We start from the raw sequence: 17487 nt of genomic DNA, 5'->3' as shown, positions 1-17487 counted from the left end.
CGGATGAGGACAGCGGTGGGGCCCCGGTGCACGGTGCACCGGGGCCCCACCGTCACGTCCGGTGCGGGAGAAGAGTCGCGGGAGTGGGGTCAGAGGCCGCCCACCGCGGGCCCGGCGAAGTCCTCGTCCGACTCGTCCTCCTCGTCGAAGACCGCGCTGACGTCGAAGCGGCAGACCACCAGTTCGGGGTCGGCGTCCTCGAACGGGGCGCCCAGCCACTCCCCCGGCTCCGGCGGCGCTTCCCCGGCCGAGACCCACAGGGTGGAGTCGCCCTCCTCCAGACCGAACTCCTTGTGACGGGAGGCGATCTCGTCCGGTTCGTACTCGCCGAAGAGCACACCGAGCGCGGAGTGGACGCTGGTGCCGACCACCGGGGCCGCGTCCGGGCCGTCGTCCGGACCCGTGTCGAGGTCGGCGAGGCGCTGGGCCTGTGCGAGCAGCCGCGGGGGCTCCGCGACCACGTAGTCGCGCCGGATCAGGACGCTGAGCGCGCTGGGCTCCGCAGGGCCGGCGTAGGGCGGCAGGGAGTCGTCCGCGCCGGGGATCTCGAAGGGGGTGACTTCGTCGTAGCGGTCGTAGAGGAGCTCGTCGTAGACCTCGGCGGCAGCGGCAAGGGCGTTGAACGCGTCGTAGACGGCGGGGTCGTCGTCCCCGGTACGGCGTTCGACCGCGTCGAGGTGACGGTCGATCGCGGCTTTGACCGCTTCGGCGGCGGCACGTACCTCGGCAGCGGTGGGCTGCGCAGCATCAGACATAGTGCAGACGCTATCCGTACCGGGGCGCTGCCCGCACAATAGATGCGATGCCGGAATACGAATTCGTCGACGTGTACGTGCCGCGCGGGGTCTCCCGCAAGGAAGCGGCCCGACTCCTGACCGACCACGCCGAGTACGGACACTGGGAACTGGACCGCCTGACGCTCCGCAGGGACGGCAGCCGCAGGGTGCGGCTGCGCAGACGGATCATCCGTCAGCTACGGGCCACCTGGTGACAGGGAGCGGGCCCCGCGGTCGCGGGGCCCGCTCCTTTTGCGTGAGCTGTGCCGTGCGGTGCGCGCCCGGGTCAGGCGGCGCTGCGCGAGCGGCGGTAGAGAACCGATCCCGCACCGGCGAGCAGCAGGCCGGCACTGGCCGGGATGAGCAGTTCGAGCCCGCCCCCACCGGTCTGGGCGAGCTGCTCCCGCGGAATGTTCCGGGTCTCGGGAGCATTCGGCTCGGGCGGCTGGTCGACCGGCGGGGTGACCGGCGTCTCCGGTGTCTCCGGCGTGACCGGGGGAACCTCGGGCTCCTCGGGCGGCGGAGGCGGAAGCTCTGCGTCGTTGAAGCAGCTGTTGCCGAAGGCGGGGTTCAGCAGCCCGCCGATGGTGACGCTGTTCCCGCAGAGGTTCACGGGGATGTCGATCGGCGCCTGGATCGCGTTGCCGGAGAGGATGCCGGGCGAGCCCTGGGCGATCCCTTCGGCCGTGGCGCCGCCGCCCGGTGCCCGGTGACGGCCGGTACCGGGCTCGGAGGTCCGGTCCGAGGCGCCGGAGGTCCGGTCCGAGGCGGTGGTGTCGCCGGCCTGGGCGCCGTTACCGGAGCCCCCGGGGACCGAGCGGGTCTCCGGAGCGGCCGAGCGGTCACTGGAGCGGCCGGATTCTGCTGATCCGTTTCCGCAGTCGTTTCCGCCGGTGGGGTTGAGCAGTCCGCCGACGCTGACGGAGTTTCCGCAGACGTTGACCGGGATGTCGATCGGGACCTGGACCGAGTTGCCGGACAGCACGCCCGGCGAGCCGGACGCGGTGCCGGCCGCCCCGGAGTCGGCGTGGGCGTATCCACCGCTGAGCGCGAGCACTCCGCCCGCCGCCGCCATGGTGATCAGGCCTTTACGAGTGACCTGTCGCATAGGTTCGTTTCCTGCCTTCTGCCTTACGAAAAACCCCCGGACATGACCGTGCGGGAGCCGAATGCCGAACGGTCCCGGAGTGCATGGAGTGCACTCCGGGACCGGCCGAGCTCAAACCCTTACGGGTTGACGTTCAACGTCACGCGTTGACGCAGGTGTTGCCGAAGGCGGGGTTCAGCAGACCGATCACGGAGACCGTGTTGCCGCACACGTTGACCGGCACGTGGACCGGAACCTGGACGACGTTGCCGGAGAGCACGCCGGGGCTGCCGATGGCAGCACCCTGGGCGCCCGCGTCGGCGGAAGCCATGCCCGCACCCGCGAGAACGAGGCCACCCGTAGCAGCCGCAACTGCGACGACCTTCTTGATCATTATTCCTCCTAGTTGGAAATGCGGTCCCAGCCGCGGACCGCAAACCTTGTAACGAGGAGGGTGGGGCGGGGCTACGTGTGAACGGCTCGTTTCACTCGTTCGGACATGTCCGTACAGGTGGACGAATCAGTGGCGAATCGGTCATGGGGCGGTCAGGAGTGGTCGATGAACCGGTCGAGCACCCGCACGCCGAACTGCAGACCGTCGACCGGGACCCGCTCGTCGACGCCGTGGAACATCCCGGCGAAGTCCAGCTCCGGCGGCAGCTTCAGCGGGGCGAAGCCGAAGCCCCGGATGCCGAGGTCGTCGAAGGACTTGGCGTCGGTGCCGGCCGAGAGCATGTACGGCACGGCACGGGCGATCGGGTCCTCGGCGACCAGCGCGGTCTGCATGGCGTCGACCAGGGCGCCGTCGAACGTGGTCTCCAGGGCCTTGTCCGCGTGCACGTCCTCGCGCCGCACGTTGGGGCCGAGGATCCGGTCCAGGTCGGCCAGGAACTCCTCCTCGTACCCCGGCAGGTAGCGGCCGTCGACGTGGGCGGTCGCCTGGCCCGGGATGACGTTGACCTTGTAACCCGCGCCGAGCTGGGTGGGGTTGGCGGTGTTCTGGAGGGAGGCGCCGATGAGCTTGGCGATGCCGCCGAGCTTGGCGAGCGTCTCGTCCATGTTCTCCGGGTCCAGCTCGGTGCCCAGCGCGTCCGAGAGCTCGTCCAGGAAGTGCCGCAGCGTCTTGGTGACCCGCACCGGGAACTTGTGCCGGCCCAGCCGCCCGACCGCCTCGGACAGCTCGGTGATGGCGTTGTCCTTGTGGATCATCGAGCCGTGTCCGGCGGTGCCGTCCACGGTCAGCTTCATCCAGTGCATGCCCTTCTGGGCCGTCTCCACCAGATACAGCCGCAGGTTCTCGTTGACGGTGAAGGAGAAGCCGCCGACCTCGCTGATCGCCTCGGTCACGCCCTCGAAGAGCCCGGGGTGGTGGTCGACGAGGTAGCGCGCCCCGTACGTCCCGCCGGCCTCCTCGTCCGCGAGGAAGGCGAGCACGATGTCGCGCGGGGGCTTGCGGCCGGTGCGCATCCGCTCACGGACGACCGCGAGGGTCATCGCGTCCATGTCCTTCATGTCGACCGCGCCCCGACCCCAGACGCAGCCGTCCGCGATCTCGCCGGAGAACGGGTCGTGCGTCCAGTCCGCCGCGTTGGCCGGGACGACGTCGGTGTGCCCGTGGATGAGGAGCGCCGGACGGGAGGGGTCCTCGCCCTCGATCCGGGCGACGGTGGAGGCCCGCCCCTTGTGCGACTCGAAGATCTGCGGCTCCAGGCCGACCTCCGCGAGCTTCTCCGCGACGTACTCGGCCGCGAGCCGCTCGCCGGGGCCCGAGTGGTCGCCGTAGTTGCTGGTGTCGATCCGGATCAGGTCACGACAGAGGTCGACGACCTCCCTCTCGGCGTTGCCGCCGGTGACGGCCTTGCCCGTGCTGCTCTCGCTCACGCTGGTTCCTTCCACTGTCGCTGTGGTGCTCCTCCTCATCCTCCCGCGCCCACGGCGTACACCCAAGGCCGCGCACCCCCCGTCACGCACCGTTCACAGCGATCGGGGCGTGATCGAGCACCCCTGAATGTTTGCTATGGTTTTCCACGTCGGAACGGGCACGGGCCCGCGAGACAGACACCTTGTCCGGGTGGCGGAATGGCAGACGCGCTAGCTTGAGGTGCTAGTGCCCTTTATCGGGCGTGGGGGTTCAAGTCCCCCCTCGGACACCAGCAGGAGCCCCACTTCGGTGGGGCTCTTTTGCGTCACCGGCCCGCGACGGAGAGGTACGACCATGAGGGGCCGCAGGAAGCCGCCCGCCTCGCCGCTCCCCCAGCGGAACGGGATCGACGCGGTGCGGGTGCGGTTGCCGGAGGATCCGGACGGGGCCCGGACATCCGTCGGGGAGCATCTGGTCGCGCGCTTCGGCGGGGCGATCGGGGCGGGCCGGGTGGCGGAGATGCTGGCGGCCGGGCGGTTCGTGGGGGCCGACGGGGTCGCCGTGCGGGGCGATCAGCCGTACGCCGCCGGGCGGTATCTCTGGTTCCACCGGGACTTCGCGCCGGAGGAGCCGGTGCCGTTCCCGGTCGGGGTCGTCCACCGGGACGAGCGTCTCGTGGTCGCGGACAAGCCGCACTTCCTGGCGACCATGCCCCGGGGGCGGCACATCACCGAGACCGCGGTGGCCCGGCTGCGGCGGGAGCTGGACCTGCCGGCGCTGCAGCCCGCGCACCGGCTGGACCGGCTGACCGCGGGGCTCGTGCTGTTCGTGGTGCGGCCCGAGGACCGGGGCGCGTACCAGACGCTGTTCCGGGACCGGCTGGTGCGGAAGGAGTACGAGGCGGTGGCCCCGTACGACCCGGAGCTGGTCCTTCCGCGGACCGTACGGAGCCGGATCGTGAAGGAGCGCGGGGTGCTGGCCGCCCGGGAGGAGCCGGGTGAGGCGAACAGTGAGAGCCGGGTGGAGCTGGTGGAGCACCGGGGGCCGCTCGGGCGTTACCGGCTGCTGCCCGCTACCGGGCGGACGCATCAGCTGCGGGTCCATATGAACGCGCTGGGGCTGCCGATCGTCCAGGATCCGCTGTATCCGGTGGTGGAGGCGGAGGCTTCCGCAGATGACTTCTCGCGGCCGTTGCAACTGCTGGCGCGGGTGCTGGAGTTCACCGATCCGGTCGGCGGGGAGCCGCGCCGCTTCGTGAGCGGGCTGCGGCTCTCCGCCTGGCCGGAGGGGTGACGTAGGCGGCCCTCAGTGGCCGCGCTTGATCCAGTCGTCGAGCTGCGGGGCCTCCGCGCCGATGGTGGTGGGGTCGCCGTGGCCGGTGCGGACGGCCGTGTCGCCCGGGAGCGTCAGCAGCCGGTCGCGGATCGAGTCGATGATCGTGGGGAACGACGAGAAGGAGCGGCCGGTGGCGCCGGGGCCGCCCTGGAAGAGCGTGTCGCCGGTGAAGACCGTGGAGAGGCCGGGGGCGTACAGGCAGACCGCGCCGGGGGCGTGGCCCGGGGTGTGGAGCACCGTGAGGGTGGTGCCCGCCACCTCCAGCTCCTGGCCGTCGGTCAGTTCGGCGTCGGGGGCCCGGTCCGGGTGGGTCTGTCCCCACAGCTCCAGGTCGTCGGGGTGGAGGAGGATCGGGGCGCCGGTGGCCTCCGCGAGGGCGGGGGCGGCGTCGATGTGGTCGTTGTGCGCGTGGGTGCAGACGATGGCGCGCAGCGTCCGGCCGCCGAGCGCGGCCTCAATGGCGGTGGCGTCGTGGGCGGCGTCGATGACGATCGCCTCGGTGTCGTCGCCGACGATCCAGACGTTGTTGTCGACGTCCCACTCGCCGCCGTCGAGGGCGAAGGTGCCGGAGGTGACGAGGTGGTCGATACGGGCGGCCATCAGAAGACCACCACCGAGCGGAGGACGTCGCCGTCGTGCATCCGGGCGAAGGCCTGCTCGATGTCGCCGAGTCCGATGGTCTCGGTGACGAAGGCGGCGAGGTCGAGACGGCCCTGCTGGTGGAGGTCGACGAGCATCGGGAAGTCGCGGGAGGGCAGGCAGTCGCCGTACCAGGAGGACTTGAGCGAGCCGCCGCGGCCGAAGACGTCCAGGAGGGGCAGTTCGAGCTTCATGTCCGGGGTGGGGACGCCGACCAGGACGACCGTTCCGGCGAGGTCGCGGGCGTAGAAGGCCTGTTCGTAGGTCTCCGGGCGGCCGACGGCCTCGATGACGACGTCGGCTCCGTTGCCGTCGGTGAGGGCGCGGATGGCCTCGACCGGGTCGGTGGAGCGGGAGTTGACGGTGTGGGTGGCGCCCATCTTCTTCGCCGTCTCCAGCTTGCGGTCGTCGATGTCGACCGCGATGATCTTCGCCGCGCCGGCCAGCCGGGCTCCGGCGATCGCCGCGTCGCCGACGCCGCCGCAGCCGATGACGGCGACCGAGTCGCCGCGGCCGACCTGGCCGGTGTTGATGGCGGCGCCGATGCCCGCCATGACACCGCAGCCGAGCAGTCCGGCGACGGCCGGGGAGACCTCGGGGTCGACCTTGGTGCACTGGCCGGAGGCGACGAGGGTCTTCTCGGCGAAGGCGCCGATGCCGAGGGCGGGCGACAGCTCCGTGCCGTCGAGCAGCGTCATCTTCTGCTTGGCGTTGTGGGTGTCGAAGCAGTACCAGGGGCGGCCGCGCAGACAGGCGCGACACTGGCCGCACACCGCACGCCAGTTGAGGATGACGAAGTCGCCGGGGGCGACGTCCGTGACGCCCTCGCCGACCGACTCCACGACGCCCGCGGCCTCGTGGCCGAGGAGGAAGGGGAACTCGTCGTTGATGCCGCCCTGCTTGTAGTGCAGGTCGGTGTGGCAGACGCCGCATGCCTGGATCTTCACGACGGCCTCGCCGGGACCGGGGTCCGGGATCACGATCGTCTCGACCCTGACCGGCTCGTTCTTGCCCGGTGCGATGACCGCTTGCACCTGCTGTGCCATAACCGTGCTCTCCCTGCTCCCGCGCTTCGCGAAGATCGATCGCGGACCACCGTACGCCTTGGGAGACCCGCTACGGAGCGAGCACGTCCAGTTCGTGCAGGGCGCCGACGGCGATCTCCTTGGTGATCCGTTCGGCGGCCTCCGGGTCGCCCTCGCGGACCGCCTCGGCGAGCCGGACGTGCAGGGTGACGGCGGCCGGGTCGGGGTCCTCGAACATGACCTGGTGGTGGGTGCGGCCCGCGAGCACCTCGGCGACGACGTCCCCGAGCCGGGCGAACATCTCGTTGCCGGAGGCGTTGAGGACGATGCGATGGAAGGCGATGTCGTGTTCGAGGTAGCCCTCCAACTGCTGGCCGCGCGAGGTGGCGACCATGCCGAGGGCGCGTTCGGTGAGCTCGGCGCACTGTTCGGCGGTGGCGTGGCGGGCGGCGAGGCCCGCGGCGACGGGTTCGATCGCGGAGCGCAGCACGGTGAGGGAGCGCAGCTGGCGGGGGCGGTCGGCGCCGGCGAGGCGCCAGCGGATGACCTGGGGGTCGTAGACGTTCCAGGTCTCGGTGGGGCGGACGGTCACGCCGACGCGGCGGCGGGATTCGACCAGGTGCATCGATTCGAGGACCCGGACCACTTCGCGGATGACCGTACGGGAGACGTCGAAGCGCTGGGCGAGCTCGTCGGTGCGCAGGACGCTGCCGGGCGGGAAGTGACCGGAGCAGATCTCCAGACCCAGGGTGTCCAGCACATGTGTATGCAGTCCCTGGCTCTGTGTGGTCATGGGTCAAGCCTACGGGGCGACCCTCGGGAACAAAAAGTACGACGTTTATGTCACAGACTCTTGAATACGTCGTACCTAATAGGTTTCAGTAGCGCGACGGACCGATGTCGAAGAAGACAGCGAGGCACCCCATGAGCACCCCCCACGTCGTCGTGGTGATGGGCGTAGCAGGAACCGGCAAGACCACGATCGGTCCCCTGCTCGCCGCCGAACTCGGCGTTCCGTACGCCGAGGGCGACGACTTCCATCCCCCGGCGAACATCGCCAAGATGTCGGCCGGCACCCCCCTGGACGACGACGACCGGTGGCCCTGGCTCGACGCCATCGGCGCGTGGGCGCACGGGCGGGCGGGGTTCGGTGGGGTCGTCTCCAGCTCCGCGCTCAAGCGGGTCTACCGGGACCGGCTGCGGGACGGGGCGCCGGACGCCGTCTTCCTGCATCTGACCGGTGACCGGGCGCTGATCGAGGAGCGGATGGCGGACCGCAAGGGCCACTTCATGCCCACCGCGCTGCTCGACTCGCAGTTCGCGACGCTGCAGCCGCTCCAGGCCGACGAGGCCGGGGTGAGCGTCGACGTGTCCGGCACCCCCGAGGAAATCACCCAGCGAGCCGTCGCCGCGCTGCGCCGGCTCGATATCTAAGGACCATCACCGTGACCAGTCTCAGCGTCGAGATGCTGGCAGCGGACGCCGCCGAACCGATCACCTCGGCAGGCAACGCTCAGTTGGGCATCGCCGTCCTGGCGGGTATCGCCGTCATCGTTCTCCTCATCACCAAGCTCCGGATGCACGCGTTCCTGGCGCTGACCATCGGTTCGCTGGCGCTCGGCTCCTTCGCCGGGGCCGCCCCGGCCGACACGATCCTCAGCTTCACCAGCGGCCTCGGCTCCACCGTCTCGGGCGTGGGCGTCCTGATCGCGCTCGGCGCCATCCTCGGCAAGCTGCTCGCCGACTCGGGCGGGGCCGACCAGGTCGTCGACACCATCCTGGCGAGGGCCAGCGGCCGGGTGATGCCCTGGGCGATGGTCCTGATCGCCTCGATCATCGGGCTGCCGCTCTTCTTCGAGGTCGGGATCGTGCTGATGATCCCGGTCGTCCTGCTCGTCGCCAAGCGCGGCAACTACTCCCTGATGCGGATCGGCATCCCCGCGCTGGCCGGGCTCTCCGTGATGCACGGGCTGATCCCGCCGCACCCCGGCCCGCTGGTCGCGATCGACGCCCTGGACGCCAACCTCGGTGTGACGCTGGCGCTCGGTGTGCTGGTCGCCATCCCGACGGTGATCATCGCCGGTCCGGTGTTCTCCCGTTACGCCGCGCGCTGGGTGGACATCAAGCCGCCGGAGAACATGATTCCGCAGCGGCCCTCCGAGGACCTGGACCGCCGTCCGAGCTTCGGCGCGACCCTGGCGACCATCCTGCTGCCGGTCGTCCTGATGCTGCTGAACGCGCTCGTCGAGATCGTCGTCGACAACCCCGAGAACGGCCTCCACAAGGTCACCATGGTCATCGGCTCGCCGCTGATCGCCCTGCTCGCGGCCGTCCTCGTCGGGATGTTCACGCTCGGCCGGGCCGCCGGGTTCACCAAGGACCGGCTGGCCGGCACGGTGGAGAAGTCCCTCGCCCCGATCGCCGGAATCCTGCTGATCGTCGGCGCGGGCGGTGGCTTCAAGCAGACGCTGATCGACGCCGGGGTGGGCCAGATGATCCTGGAGTTCTCCGAGAACTGGTCGATCCCGGCCCTGCTGCTGGGCTGGCTGATCGCCGTGGCGATCCGCCTCGCCACCGGCTCGGCCACGGTCGCCACCATCTCGGCCGCCGGTCTGGTCGCCCCGCTGGCCGCCGACATGTCGACCTCGCACGCGGCCCTGCTGGTGCTGGCCGTCGGCGCCGGTTCGCTCTTCTTCAGCCATGTGAACGACGCCGGGTTCTGGCTGGTGAAGGAGTACTTCGGCATGGACGTCGGCCAGACGGTGAAGACCTGGTCGGTAATGGAGACGATCATCTCCGTGGTGGCCATGGCCTTCATCCTGCTGCTGTCGCTGTTGCTGTAGCGCGCGGCCGCTACGTTCCGGACTCCTCAGGGGGCCGGTCGCCCGCCCGGGAGGGTGAGGGGGACCGGCCCCCTTCCGGCTGCCACAGCCGGTGTTCGGTCCGCGCCCAGTGCGGGTCGACCGACCCGGTCCGCATGCCGCGCCGCGCCTCGGGATCGGCGTACGCCATCGCGAGGTGACCGGCCAGCACGATGCCGATGGCGAGGGCCAGCCAGTCATGGACGAAGGTGGCTCCCGTGCGTACCACCAGGGGCGCGAGCGAGGTGAACCACATCAGCAGCCCGGTGCCGAGCATCACCAGGAGCGCCCCGGCGATCCCTGACGCGTAGAGCTTCTGGCCCGCGTTGAACTTGCCCGCGGGCCGTGCCGAGGCCCGGTGGTCGCGGCGGCGCACCGCCCGCAGCCAGCGCCGGTCGTGCGGCCCGAACCGGTTGAGCCGGGTCAGGTCGACGCGCAGCTCGCGGGAGGCCAGACCGAGGAGCAGGGGTACGGGGACGAGCAGGCCCGACCACTCGTGGACGGTCACCACGAGCCGGCGGCGGCCGACGAGTTCGGCGAGCTGGGGCACGTACAGGCAGGCCGCGGTCGCCACGCAGAGGAGCACGAGCCAGGACGTCGCCCGGTGCACGCGGCGCTGCGCGGGGCCGAACCGGTGCACCCGGGGGGCCGGTTCAGACGGTGGGGGTGTCGTCGCGGCCGTTGGACCGTCCGACCCAGGCGTCGACGTCATAGCCGAGCTCCTCCCAGTAGCCGGGCCGGACCGCGTCGGTGACGGTGATCCCGGAGAGCCATTTCGCCGACTTGTAGAAGTACATCGGGGCGACGTACAGGCGGACGGGACCGCCGTGCGCGTGGGTCAGGCCCCGGTCCCGCATGCGCAGGGCGACCAGCACGTCGGGGCGGCGGGCCTGGTCGAGGGTGAGGCTCTCGCTGTACGCGCCGTCGAAGCAGGTGAAGTGGACGGCCTTCGCGCCGGGGCGCACCCCGGCCGCGTCGAGGATCTCGGAGAGCCTGACGCCCTCGAAGGGGGTGTCGGGGACGCGCCAGCCGGTGACGCACTGGACGTCCCGGACCAGCCGGGTCTGCGGCAGGGCCCGCAGATCGGCCAGCGTGTACGTGGCGGGGCGCGTGACGAGTCCGCCGACGGTGAGGCGGTAGTCGGCGGGCCCCTTCTTCGGTACGGAGGAGGCGACGGAGTAGTAGCGGAACCCGCCGCCGTTGGGCAGGAGCCCCGTCAGTCCGGTCGGGTCCTTGTCGGCGAGCGCGCCGAGGCCGCTCTCCAGGCCGCGTTGGAGCAGCGGCGCGCCCGCCACGGCGGCGGCGCCCAGTCCCAGCACGGACAGGATGAGGCGGCGGCCCACGGGGGCGCCTTCGGTGTCGGTCGGGCGGTTGTCCACCCGGCCATTCGAGCACCCGCACTCCCCTGTCACCAGGGAATGCGGGTGCCCGTCATCGTTCGGTAAGACCTCGCGGTTCGGTAGGGCCTCGCGGCGCCCTCGGGGAGCGGTCAGCGGCGGGCGGACTCGCTCTCGGCCGCCTTCTCCAGCTGGAACGCCTCGTTGCCGAGGCCGATCCGGGCGTGCACCTCGGGCTTGACCGAGCGCAGCACGGCCCCGTACACCAGGCCTCCGACGAGGGCGAGGACGATCACTCCGGGCAGCAGCCAGCTCAGGGACGAGTCGGGTCCTGAGCCGACGAGGACGTCGAAGTCGCGGACGGTGAAGACGGCGATCGACAGGAGCGCGAGTCCGGCGAGGGCGGAGGCGACCAGGCGCGGTGCCTGCGCGCGGCCCGCGCCGCGCTTGACGAAGAAGGCGATGACGGCGAAGGAGGCGGCGGCCATCAGCAGGATGACGCCGAGCGCCCCGACGTTGCCCATCCAGGTGAACAGTCGCAGGACGGGAACGGTGGGGTCGCCGACCGGGTTGTCGTCGGTGAAGGCGAAGGCCAGCACGATGACGACGGAGACGGCGGTCTGGAGCAGCGAGCCGGTGCCGGGGGCGCCGCTCGCCCGGTTGGTGCGGCCGAAGCGGGCGGGCAGCAGGCCCTCGCGGCCCATCGCGAACGCGTAGCGGGCCACCACGTTGTGGAAGCTGAGGAGCGCCGCGAACATCCCGGTGACGAAGAGGATGTGCAGGACGTCGGTGAAGGTGGAGCCGAGCCGCTCCTCGGTGAGGCCGAACAGCATGCCGGGGCCCTCCTTGAGGGAGGTGTCGGCGATGGAGCCGGGTCCGGCGGCGACGGTGAGCGCCCAGGAGCTGATCGCCAGGAACAGTGCGGCGTACCCCACCGCGAGGAACATCACCCGGGACACCACGATCTGCGGGCGGCTGGTCTCCTCCGCGTACACGGGGGCCTGCTCGAAGCCGACGAACGCGGCGATGCAGAAGCAGAGCGCGGTGCCGAGCCCGGCGCCGGTGAGGGTCTCGGGGTTGAAGGCGTGCAGCGACAGGCCCTCGGGGCCCGGCTTGCTCACGGCGGCGATGTCGAAGATCACGACGAGGGCGCACTCGATGACCAGCAGGACGCCGAGCACCTTGGCATTGAGGTCGATCTTCAGCCAGCCGAGGACGCCGACGACGGCCGCCGCGACCAGGGCCGGTATCCACCACCCCAGCTCGATGTCGAGGTACGTGGCGAAGATGCCGGAGACCTCGAAGCCGAGGATCCCGTAGATGCCGACCTGCATCGCGCTGTACGCCACCAGCGCCACGAGCGAGGCGCCGGCGCCGGCGGTCGGGCCGAGCCCGCGGGCGATGTACGCGTAGAACGCGCCGGCGTTGTGGACGTGCCGGCTCATCTCCGCGTAACCGACGCTGAACAGCATCAGGACGATGCCCAGGATGATGTAGAGCAGCGGCTGGCCGACGATGCCCATCACACCGAAGACCGTGGGCATCACCCCGGCGACCACCATCAGGGGGGCGCTGGCCGCGACCACGGACAGCAGGAGGCCGGGGGTGCCGAGCCGGTTCGCGCGCAGGGCGCGTTCCTCGCCCTTGTAGGTGTTGATCCCGCCGGTATCGGCCGTTCCCCTCGTGGTGCCGGTCTCACTGGAAAATGAACTGCCGGTCGACATGGCGGGGTTGGTCCTTTCTTCGTGGCGAGCGGGGTGGGGTGGTGCGGTGGTGTCCTTCGTGCTTCGGTTCGTGCTTCGGTTCGTGCTTCACGCGGTGCCGAGCGCGTAGGTGCGCGCGGCGGTGAACGCGGCGTGGGGCTCCCGGCCGGAGTACGACCAGGGCGCGGCGGTGGCGTACGGCCCGATCCGGTGGAAGAGGGCGGCGGCCTCGGCGGGCCGGCCCTCGCAGACCTTGGCGTGCGCCAGGAAGTTCAGGTCGAGGTGGTGGCGCGGGTGGTCGTCGCGCTCCCATTCCAGCCACCAGTCGAAGGCGGCCTTCATCACCTGGCGGGCCCGGCGTCCGGACCAGTGCTCGGAGGCCGCCGGGTCGTCGGGCTCGATGCCGGCGGCGACCAGGACGCGGTAGCGCTCGGCGTGGGCGACGACCGGGAGCACGGCCAGCGGGGAGTCGGCGGGGGCCAGTTCGGCGGCCCAGGCGGCGAAGTCGTACACCTCGTGGAGGGGGTCGTGGCCGTCGGCGGGGTTGCTCTCGGCCAGCAGGGCGGTCATCACGTGGTGGGCGTGGTGGTGGTCCGGATGGCGGGAGCGCACCTCCTCGAAGAGCCGGCCGGTCTCGTCCGATCCGTCGTCGCGGCCCCGGTCCAGGAGGAGCAGCGCGAGCCAGGGGGTGGGGTCGTCGGGGGTGAGGCGGGCGGCGGCCAGGCAGGCTTCCCGGGCGCGGGCGGCGTCGTTCGGCTTGGCCTTGGGCCGCAGGGCGCGGGCGACCCGGGCGCAGCCGAGCAGGGTGGCGGCATCCGCGCTCTCGGGTTCCACCAGCAGCCAGTCGCCGGCCCAGTCCACGGCGGACGAGGTCTCGGCGAGGGCCAGCAGGCGGTGGGCGCGGCGGTCCCAGTCCCGTCCGGTGTCCACCAGCAGGGTGCGCGCCTCGGACCATCTGCCCTGGGTGAACCGGCCGCGTGCGGCAATGAGTTCGTCGTCGTCGAGCGCTGGGTCGAAGACGTGGTCCGAGCGGCTGCCTCGACGGCGGGAGCGGCCCAGGGGCGGCGGAGGCGGGGGCATGCCGCAGGCTTCTTTCGATGCGGTGTGCGAGCAGATGATCGCGCACAGCAAAGCGGTAGGCAATGCTCCACGTCAAGGGGCGTTGTCCGGCAACTGCTCAGGCTTACCGGCCAGTTGGCTGGAACTGGTCGAACCCGTGGAGACATCGGCGCAGCGTGCGGACGGGGCGGGCGGGCCGGGGTGACGCCTGACACACTGGGCGCATGGAACCTCGCGAACCCCTCAGCCCCTTCCTCCTCGCCTTTCCCGGGCCGTTGCGCGATCAGCTGGTGGCGGCGGTCCTCTCCGGCGAGAAGGTGTCCACGACCGGGCTGCTGTGCGAATACGAGCTGGAGCAGGAGGAGTTGCCTCCGGTGGGCGAACGCTCCGCGCTGATCGACTCGGACGGCCGGGAGGTCGCGGTCATCGAGATGACCGAGGTACGGGTGCTGCCGCTGGGGGCCGTCGATCTGCAGCACGCGCTGGACGAGGGCGAGGGGTACGCCTCGGTGGCGGAGTGGCGGGCGGGGCACGAGGCGTTCTGGCACGGGGCGGAGATGCGGGAAGCGATGGGGGATCCGTCGTTCACGGTGCACGACGGGACGATGATTGTGGCTGAGCGGTTTCGGGTGGTCGAGCGGCTGATCTGACTTTCGGGGCTCTGCCCCGGGCCCCGCTCCTCAATCGCCGGAGGGGCTTGAAATGCCCGCCGGAGGGGCTTGAGGAGCGGCCGGAGGGGCTTGAAGGCCGGCCGGAGGGGCTGTCAGGCGACCGCTTCCGCCGCTGCCCTACCTGCCGCTCGGCCCGAGAAGATGCAGCCGCCGAGGAACGTGCCCTCCAGGGAGCGGTAGCCGTGGACTCCGCCGCCGCCGAAGCCCGCCGCCTCGCCCGCCGCGTACAGGCCCGGGAGCGGGGTGCCCTCGGCGGTCAGGACGCGGGAGGACAGGTCCGTCTCCAGGCCGCCCAGCGACTTGCGGGTGAGGATGTTGAGGCGGACGGCGATCAGCGGGCCCGCCGCCGGGTCCAGGATCCGGTGCGGCTTCGCGGTCCGGATGAGGCGGTCGCCCAGGTAGGCGCGGGCCCCGTGGATCGCGGTGACCTGGAGGTCCTTGGTGAAGGGGTTGGCGATCTCGCGGTCGCGGGCGGTGATCTCGCGGCGCAGCTCGGCCGCGTCGATCAGGCCGTCGCCCGTCACCGCGTTCATGCCCCGGACGAGTGCGTCGAGATCCTTCTCCACGACGAAGTCAGCGCCGTGGTCCATGAACGCCTTCACCGGTGCGGGCACGTCCGCGCGGGCCCGGCCGATCACGTCGCGGACCGACTTGCCGGTCAGGTCCGGGTTCTGCTCGGAGCCGGAGAGCGCGAACTCCTTGCCGATGATGCGCTGGTTGAGCACGAACCAGGTGTAGCCGTGGCCGGAGCCCATGATGTGTTCGAGGGTGCCGAGCGTGTCGAAGCCCGGGAAGAGCGGGACGGGCAGCCGCTTGCCGCGCGCGTCCAGCCAGAGGGACGAGGGGCCCGGCAGGATCCGGATGCCGTGCTTGGCCCAGATCGGGTTCCAGTTCTCGATGCCCTCGGTGTAGTGCCACATCCGGTCGCGGTTGATGTGGTGCGCGCCCGCCTTCTCGGCGATGCCGAGCATCAGCCCGTCGACGTGCGCGGGCACCCCGGACAGCATCTTCTCGGGCGGGGTGCCGAGGCGCTCGGGCCACTGGGAGCGGACCAGGTCGTGGTTGCCGCCGATGCCGCCGGAGGTGACGATCACCGCCTGGGCCTTCAGTTCGAAGGTGTCGGTGGTCTCCCGGCTGCTCGCGGTGCCGCGCTCGGCCGCGCTGGGCTCCAGGATCTCGCCGGTGACCGTGTCGAGCGCCCCGGCGGTGCGGGCGAGGCCGGTGACGCGGTGACGGAACCTCAGCTGGACGAGCCCCTTGGCGACGCCCTCGCGGACCCGGCGTTCGAAGGGGGCGACGACGCCGGGGCCGGTGCCCCAGGTGATGTGGAAGCGGGGTACGGAGTTGCCGTGGCCCGTCGCGTCGTAGCCGCCGCGTTCCGCCCAGCCGACGACCGGGAAGATGCGCAGCCCCTGCTGGTGCAGCCAGGAACGCTTCTCACCGGCGGCGAAGTCGACGTACGCCTCGGCCCACTTGCGCGGCCAGCGGTCCTCCGTCTCGCGGTCGAAGCCGGCCGTGCCGTACCAGTCCTGGAGGGCCAGCTCCCGGCTGTCCTTGATCCGCAGCCGGCGCTGTTCGGGCGAGTCGACGAAGAAGAGGCCTCCGAAGGACCAGTGCGCCTGGCCGCCGATGGACTGCTCGGGCTCCTGGTCGAGGACGATCACGGAACGGCCGGCGTCGACCAGTTCGGCGGTGGCCACGAGCCCGGCGAGTCCTGCCCCGATCACGATCACATCAGCGTCGTACGCCATGGGTTCCATCCTGTTCGGGTGGCTCAGGGGTGGCTTCGGAGGCGGGAGAAACGTTCAAGTTACCCGTGCGTCAGATCTTGGGTACCGGCCGGGGCCACGTCAACCGTCCGGGTGCGGTTGGATGAAACGTATGACGCCCTCTGACGAGATTCTGGACATCGTCGACGAGAACGACGAGGTCATCGGGCAGGCCCCGCGCGGCGAGGCGACCGCGCGGGGACTGCGCCACCGCTGCGTGTTCATCGAGGCGCGCGACGCCGAGGGGCGGATCTTCGTCCATCGGCGTACGCCCACGAAGCTGGTCTTCCCCTCGCACTACGACATGTTCGTCGGCGGGGTGGTGGGCGCGGGCGAGTCCTACGACGAGGCGGCGCTGCGCGAGGCGGAGGAGGAGCTGGGGGTCTCGGGGCTGCCGCAGCCCGAACCGCTGTTCCGGTTCCTGTACAGCGGCGCCGAGCACACCTGGTGGTCCGCCGTCTACCAGGTGCGGTGCGAGCTGCCGGTGGCCCCGCAGGTGGAGGAGGTCGCCTGGCACACGTTCCTGGACGAGAAGGAGCTGGAGGAGCGTCTCGGTGAGTGGCCGTGGGTGCCGGACGGGGTGGAGGCGTACCGGCGGCTGCAGCGGTTCCGGGCGCTCTGACCTCGTAAGGTGCCCTGTGTGAACAAGATCGCGCAGAGCGTACGGCTGTGGTTCGCGCCGCAGCGCATCCGGGAGGAGGGGGACACCCCCGACTACCGGTTCTCGCTGGCCAACGAGCGGACGTTCCTCGCCTGGATCCGGACGGCTCTGGCCCTGATCGGCGGGGGTTTCGCCGTCGATCAGTTCCTGCCGGAACTGGTGTGGGGCGTCCGGGCCGGGCTCGCGCTCGGGCTGCTGGCCGCCGGGGTGCTCTGTGCGCTGCGGGCGGTCAACCACTGGGTGCGGTGCGAGCGGGCGATGCGGCGGGGCGAGGACCTGCCGGTGTCCCGGTTCCCGACGCTGCTGAGTCTCGTGGTCGCCGTCGTCGCGGTGGCGATGGTGGTGGTGGTCCTCTTCGGCTGGGAGGGCGTGTGACGGCGGTGGTGGACCGGGATCCCGGGCTGCAGCCCGAGCGGACGCGGCTGGCCTGGCGGCGTACGACGCTGTCCGCCACGGTCGTCGCGCTGCTCGCGGGGCGGCAGGCGCTGCACAGCGGGGCGACACCGGCCGCGCTGATCGCGGTGGCGCTGAGCGCGGCGGCCTGGCTGGGGTTCCTGCTGGTGGCCCACCTCCGGATGGTGCGGATGGGGGTGGCACGGCCGGAGCCCCTCGCGCCGCGCGCCGCGCTGGCGGCGACGCTGTGCACGGTGGCGCTGGCGGTGTTCGCGGCGGCGATGCTGTTCTGAGCGCGGCGTGCGGGTGG

At 71.4% G+C, this 17487-nt stretch carries 20 protein-coding genes and 1 tRNA gene; 9 read left to right on the top strand and 12 right to left on the bottom strand.

From position 1 onward, the window contains the following. Positions 1-89: 89 nt before the first annotated feature. Positions 90-755, bottom strand: coding sequence for a hypothetical protein (locus tag ACIQPT_RS22570; RefSeq protein WP_401157803.1), 666 nt, complete (start codon positions 753-755; stop codon positions 90-92). 47 nt (positions 756-802) lie between these two features. Between ACIQPT_RS22570 and ACIQPT_RS22565 the strand changes: the two genes are divergently transcribed. After that, positions 803-991: a DUF5703 family protein gene (locus ACIQPT_RS22565; protein ID WP_003970138.1), complete on the top strand. Its 189-nt coding sequence runs from the start codon at positions 803-805 to the stop codon at positions 989-991. A gap of 71 nt (positions 992-1062) precedes the next feature. On the opposite strand, the gene ACIQPT_RS22560 is transcribed toward ACIQPT_RS22565, so the two are convergent. From ACIQPT_RS22560 to ACIQPT_RS22550, 3 genes are all read right to left on the bottom strand, one after another. Further along, the gene (locus tag ACIQPT_RS22560; protein WP_401157801.1) at positions 1063-1884 is read right to left on the bottom strand and encodes a chaplin; all 822 of its coding nucleotides are present in this window, start codon (positions 1882-1884) and stop codon (positions 1063-1065) included. A 139-nt stretch (positions 1885-2023) separates the two neighbouring features. Then, on the bottom strand, positions 2024-2257 hold the full coding sequence (gene chpH, locus ACIQPT_RS22555; protein ID WP_006123411.1) for a chaplin ChpH: 234 nt from the start codon (positions 2255-2257) through the stop codon (positions 2024-2026). A gap of 152 nt (positions 2258-2409) precedes the next feature. Continuing rightward, positions 2410-3744, bottom strand: coding sequence for a M20/M25/M40 family metallo-hydrolase (locus tag ACIQPT_RS22550; protein ID WP_401157799.1), 1335 nt, complete (start codon positions 3742-3744; stop codon positions 2410-2412). A gap of 184 nt (positions 3745-3928) precedes the next feature. Here ACIQPT_RS22550 and ACIQPT_RS22545 point away from each other — a divergent pair. Both ACIQPT_RS22545 and ACIQPT_RS22540 read left to right on the top strand, forming a co-directional pair. Beyond that, a tRNA-Leu gene (locus ACIQPT_RS22545) sits at positions 3929-4016 on the top strand. Positions 4017-4078: 62 nt separating this feature from the next. Then, positions 4079-5017, top strand: coding sequence for an RluA family pseudouridine synthase (locus tag ACIQPT_RS22540; protein ID WP_401157798.1), 939 nt, complete (start codon positions 4079-4081; stop codon positions 5015-5017). Between the two features lie 12 nt (positions 5018-5029). On the opposite strand, the gene ACIQPT_RS22535 is transcribed toward ACIQPT_RS22540, so the two are convergent. The 3 genes from ACIQPT_RS22535 to ACIQPT_RS22525 all read right to left on the bottom strand — a co-directional run bounded on the left by ACIQPT_RS22535 (position 5030) and on the right by ACIQPT_RS22525 (position 7516). Next, a complete protein-coding gene (locus ACIQPT_RS22535; RefSeq protein ID WP_401157796.1) occupies positions 5030-5659 on the bottom strand; it encodes an MBL fold metallo-hydrolase in 630 nt (209 codons plus the stop codon). Beyond that, positions 5659-6744: an S-(hydroxymethyl)mycothiol dehydrogenase gene (locus tag ACIQPT_RS22530; RefSeq protein ID WP_401157794.1), complete on the bottom strand. Its 1086-nt coding sequence runs from the start codon at positions 6742-6744 to the stop codon at positions 5659-5661. The genes ACIQPT_RS22535 and ACIQPT_RS22530 overlap by 1 nt, the downstream gene beginning before the upstream one ends. A 70-nt stretch (positions 6745-6814) precedes the next feature. Further along, positions 6815-7516: a FadR/GntR family transcriptional regulator gene (locus tag ACIQPT_RS22525; protein ID WP_401157793.1), complete on the bottom strand. Its 702-nt coding sequence runs from the start codon at positions 7514-7516 to the stop codon at positions 6815-6817. A gap of 131 nt (positions 7517-7647) precedes the next feature. On the opposite strand from ACIQPT_RS22525, the gene ACIQPT_RS22520 reads away from it, so the two are divergent. Together ACIQPT_RS22520 and ACIQPT_RS22515 are read left to right on the top strand one after the other, a co-directional pair. Beyond that, positions 7648-8157 (top strand): gluconokinase, encoded by a 510-nt coding sequence (locus ACIQPT_RS22520; protein WP_401157791.1) that lies wholly within the window; start codon positions 7648-7650, stop codon positions 8155-8157. Positions 8158-8168: 11 nt separating this feature from the next. Further along, positions 8169-9566 (top strand): GntP family permease, encoded by a 1398-nt coding sequence (locus ACIQPT_RS22515; RefSeq protein WP_401157789.1) that lies wholly within the window; start codon positions 8169-8171, stop codon positions 9564-9566. Positions 9567-9576: 10 nt separating this feature from the next. On the opposite strand, the gene ACIQPT_RS22510 is transcribed toward ACIQPT_RS22515, so the two are convergent. From ACIQPT_RS22510 to ACIQPT_RS22495, 4 genes are all read right to left on the bottom strand, one after another. Then, positions 9577-10296 (bottom strand): cytochrome b/b6 domain-containing protein, encoded by a 720-nt coding sequence (locus ACIQPT_RS22510; protein WP_401157787.1) that lies wholly within the window; start codon positions 10294-10296, stop codon positions 9577-9579. Then, positions 10238-10963 carry a molybdopterin-dependent oxidoreductase gene (locus ACIQPT_RS22505; protein WP_401157785.1) on the bottom strand — a complete coding sequence of 242 codons (726 nt, stop codon included), beginning with the start codon at positions 10961-10963 and terminating at the stop codon, positions 10238-10240. The genes ACIQPT_RS22510 and ACIQPT_RS22505 overlap by 59 nt, the downstream gene beginning before the upstream one ends. A gap of 110 nt (positions 10964-11073) precedes the next feature. Continuing rightward, the gene (locus tag ACIQPT_RS22500; RefSeq protein ID WP_401157783.1) at positions 11074-12645 is read right to left on the bottom strand and encodes an APC family permease; all 1572 of its coding nucleotides are present in this window, start codon (positions 12643-12645) and stop codon (positions 11074-11076) included. Between the two features lie 87 nt (positions 12646-12732). Next, positions 12733-13704 carry a hypothetical protein gene (locus tag ACIQPT_RS22495; RefSeq protein WP_401157781.1) on the bottom strand — a complete coding sequence of 324 codons (972 nt, stop codon included), beginning with the start codon at positions 13702-13704 and terminating at the stop codon, positions 12733-12735. A gap of 203 nt (positions 13705-13907) precedes the next feature. Here ACIQPT_RS22495 and ACIQPT_RS22490 point away from each other — a divergent pair, with 203 nt between their 5' ends. Then, positions 13908-14333, top strand: a complete 426-nt coding sequence (locus tag ACIQPT_RS22490) for an ASCH domain-containing protein (protein ID WP_401157779.1) — start codon at positions 13908-13910, stop codon at positions 14331-14333. A 113-nt stretch (positions 14334-14446) separates the two neighbouring features. On the opposite strand, the gene ACIQPT_RS22485 is transcribed toward ACIQPT_RS22490, so the two are convergent. Further along, the gene (locus tag ACIQPT_RS22485) at positions 14447-16105 is read right to left on the bottom strand and encodes an FAD-binding dehydrogenase (protein WP_401157778.1); all 1659 of its coding nucleotides are present in this window, start codon (positions 16103-16105) and stop codon (positions 14447-14449) included. A 130-nt stretch (positions 16106-16235) separates the two neighbouring features. On the opposite strand from ACIQPT_RS22485, the gene ACIQPT_RS22480 reads away from it, so the two are divergent. Genes ACIQPT_RS22480 through ACIQPT_RS22470 form a run of 3 tightly spaced genes read left to right on the top strand, consistent with a single transcriptional unit; the run spans position 16236 to position 17470 of the window. Further along, on the top strand, positions 16236-16745 hold the full coding sequence (locus tag ACIQPT_RS22480) for an NUDIX domain-containing protein (protein ID WP_401157776.1): 510 nt from the start codon (positions 16236-16238) through the stop codon (positions 16743-16745). Between the two features lie 18 nt (positions 16746-16763). After that, positions 16764-17159 carry a YidH family protein gene (locus ACIQPT_RS22475; protein ID WP_006123424.1) on the top strand — a complete coding sequence of 132 codons (396 nt, stop codon included), beginning with the start codon at positions 16764-16766 and terminating at the stop codon, positions 17157-17159. Further along, the gene (locus ACIQPT_RS22470) at positions 17156-17470 is read left to right on the top strand and encodes a DUF202 domain-containing protein (RefSeq protein ID WP_401157774.1); all 315 of its coding nucleotides are present in this window, start codon (positions 17156-17158) and stop codon (positions 17468-17470) included. The genes ACIQPT_RS22475 and ACIQPT_RS22470 overlap by 4 nt, the downstream gene beginning before the upstream one ends. Positions 17471-17487: the final 17 nt, after the last annotated feature.

Source organism: Streptomyces sp. NPDC091289, from assembly GCF_044757365.1.
GTDB lineage: Bacteria > Actinomycetota > Actinomycetes > Streptomycetales > Streptomycetaceae > Streptomyces.
This window is presented reverse-complemented; position numbering and strand designations above follow the sequence as displayed.

Coding starts and splice junctions, on each gene's coding strand:
- ACIQPT_RS22570 (WP_401157803.1), bottom strand. CDS start 755: ATGTCTGATGCTGCGCAGCCCACCGCTGCCGAGGTACGTGCCGCCGCC.
- ACIQPT_RS22565 (WP_003970138.1), top strand. CDS start 803: ATGCCGGAATACGAATTCGTCGACGTGTACGTGCCGCGCGGGGTCTCC.
- ACIQPT_RS22560 (WP_401157801.1), bottom strand. CDS start 1,884: ATGCGACAGGTCACTCGTAAAGGCCTGATCACCATGGCGGCGGCGGGC.
- chpH (WP_006123411.1), bottom strand. CDS start 2,257: ATGATCAAGAAGGTCGTCGCAGTTGCGGCTGCTACGGGTGGCCTCGTT.
- ACIQPT_RS22540 (WP_401157798.1), top strand. CDS start 4,079: ATGAGGGGCCGCAGGAAGCCGCCCGCCTCGCCGCTCCCCCAGCGGAAC.
- ACIQPT_RS22535 (WP_401157796.1), bottom strand. CDS start 5,659: ATGGCCGCCCGTATCGACCACCTCGTCACCTCCGGCACCTTCGCCCTC.
- ACIQPT_RS22530 (WP_401157794.1), bottom strand. CDS start 6,744: ATGGCACAGCAGGTGCAAGCGGTCATCGCACCGGGCAAGAACGAGCCG.
- ACIQPT_RS22525 (WP_401157793.1), bottom strand. CDS start 7,516: ATGACCACACAGAGCCAGGGACTGCATACACATGTGCTGGACACCCTG.
- ACIQPT_RS22520 (WP_401157791.1), top strand. CDS start 7,648: ATGAGCACCCCCCACGTCGTCGTGGTGATGGGCGTAGCAGGAACCGGC.
- ACIQPT_RS22510 (WP_401157787.1), bottom strand. CDS start 10,296: ATGACGTCGACGCCTGGGTCGGACGGTCCAACGGCCGCGACGACACCC.
- ACIQPT_RS22500 (WP_401157783.1), bottom strand. CDS start 12,645: ATGTCGACCGGCAGTTCATTTTCCAGTGAGACCGGCACCACGAGGGGA.
- ACIQPT_RS22495 (WP_401157781.1), bottom strand. CDS start 13,704: ATGCCCCCGCCTCCGCCGCCCCTGGGCCGCTCCCGCCGTCGAGGCAGC.
- ACIQPT_RS22490 (WP_401157779.1), top strand. CDS start 13,908: ATGGAACCTCGCGAACCCCTCAGCCCCTTCCTCCTCGCCTTTCCCGGG.
- ACIQPT_RS22485 (WP_401157778.1), bottom strand. CDS start 16,105: ATGGCGTACGACGCTGATGTGATCGTGATCGGGGCAGGACTCGCCGGG.
- ACIQPT_RS22480 (WP_401157776.1), top strand. CDS start 16,236: ATGACGCCCTCTGACGAGATTCTGGACATCGTCGACGAGAACGACGAG.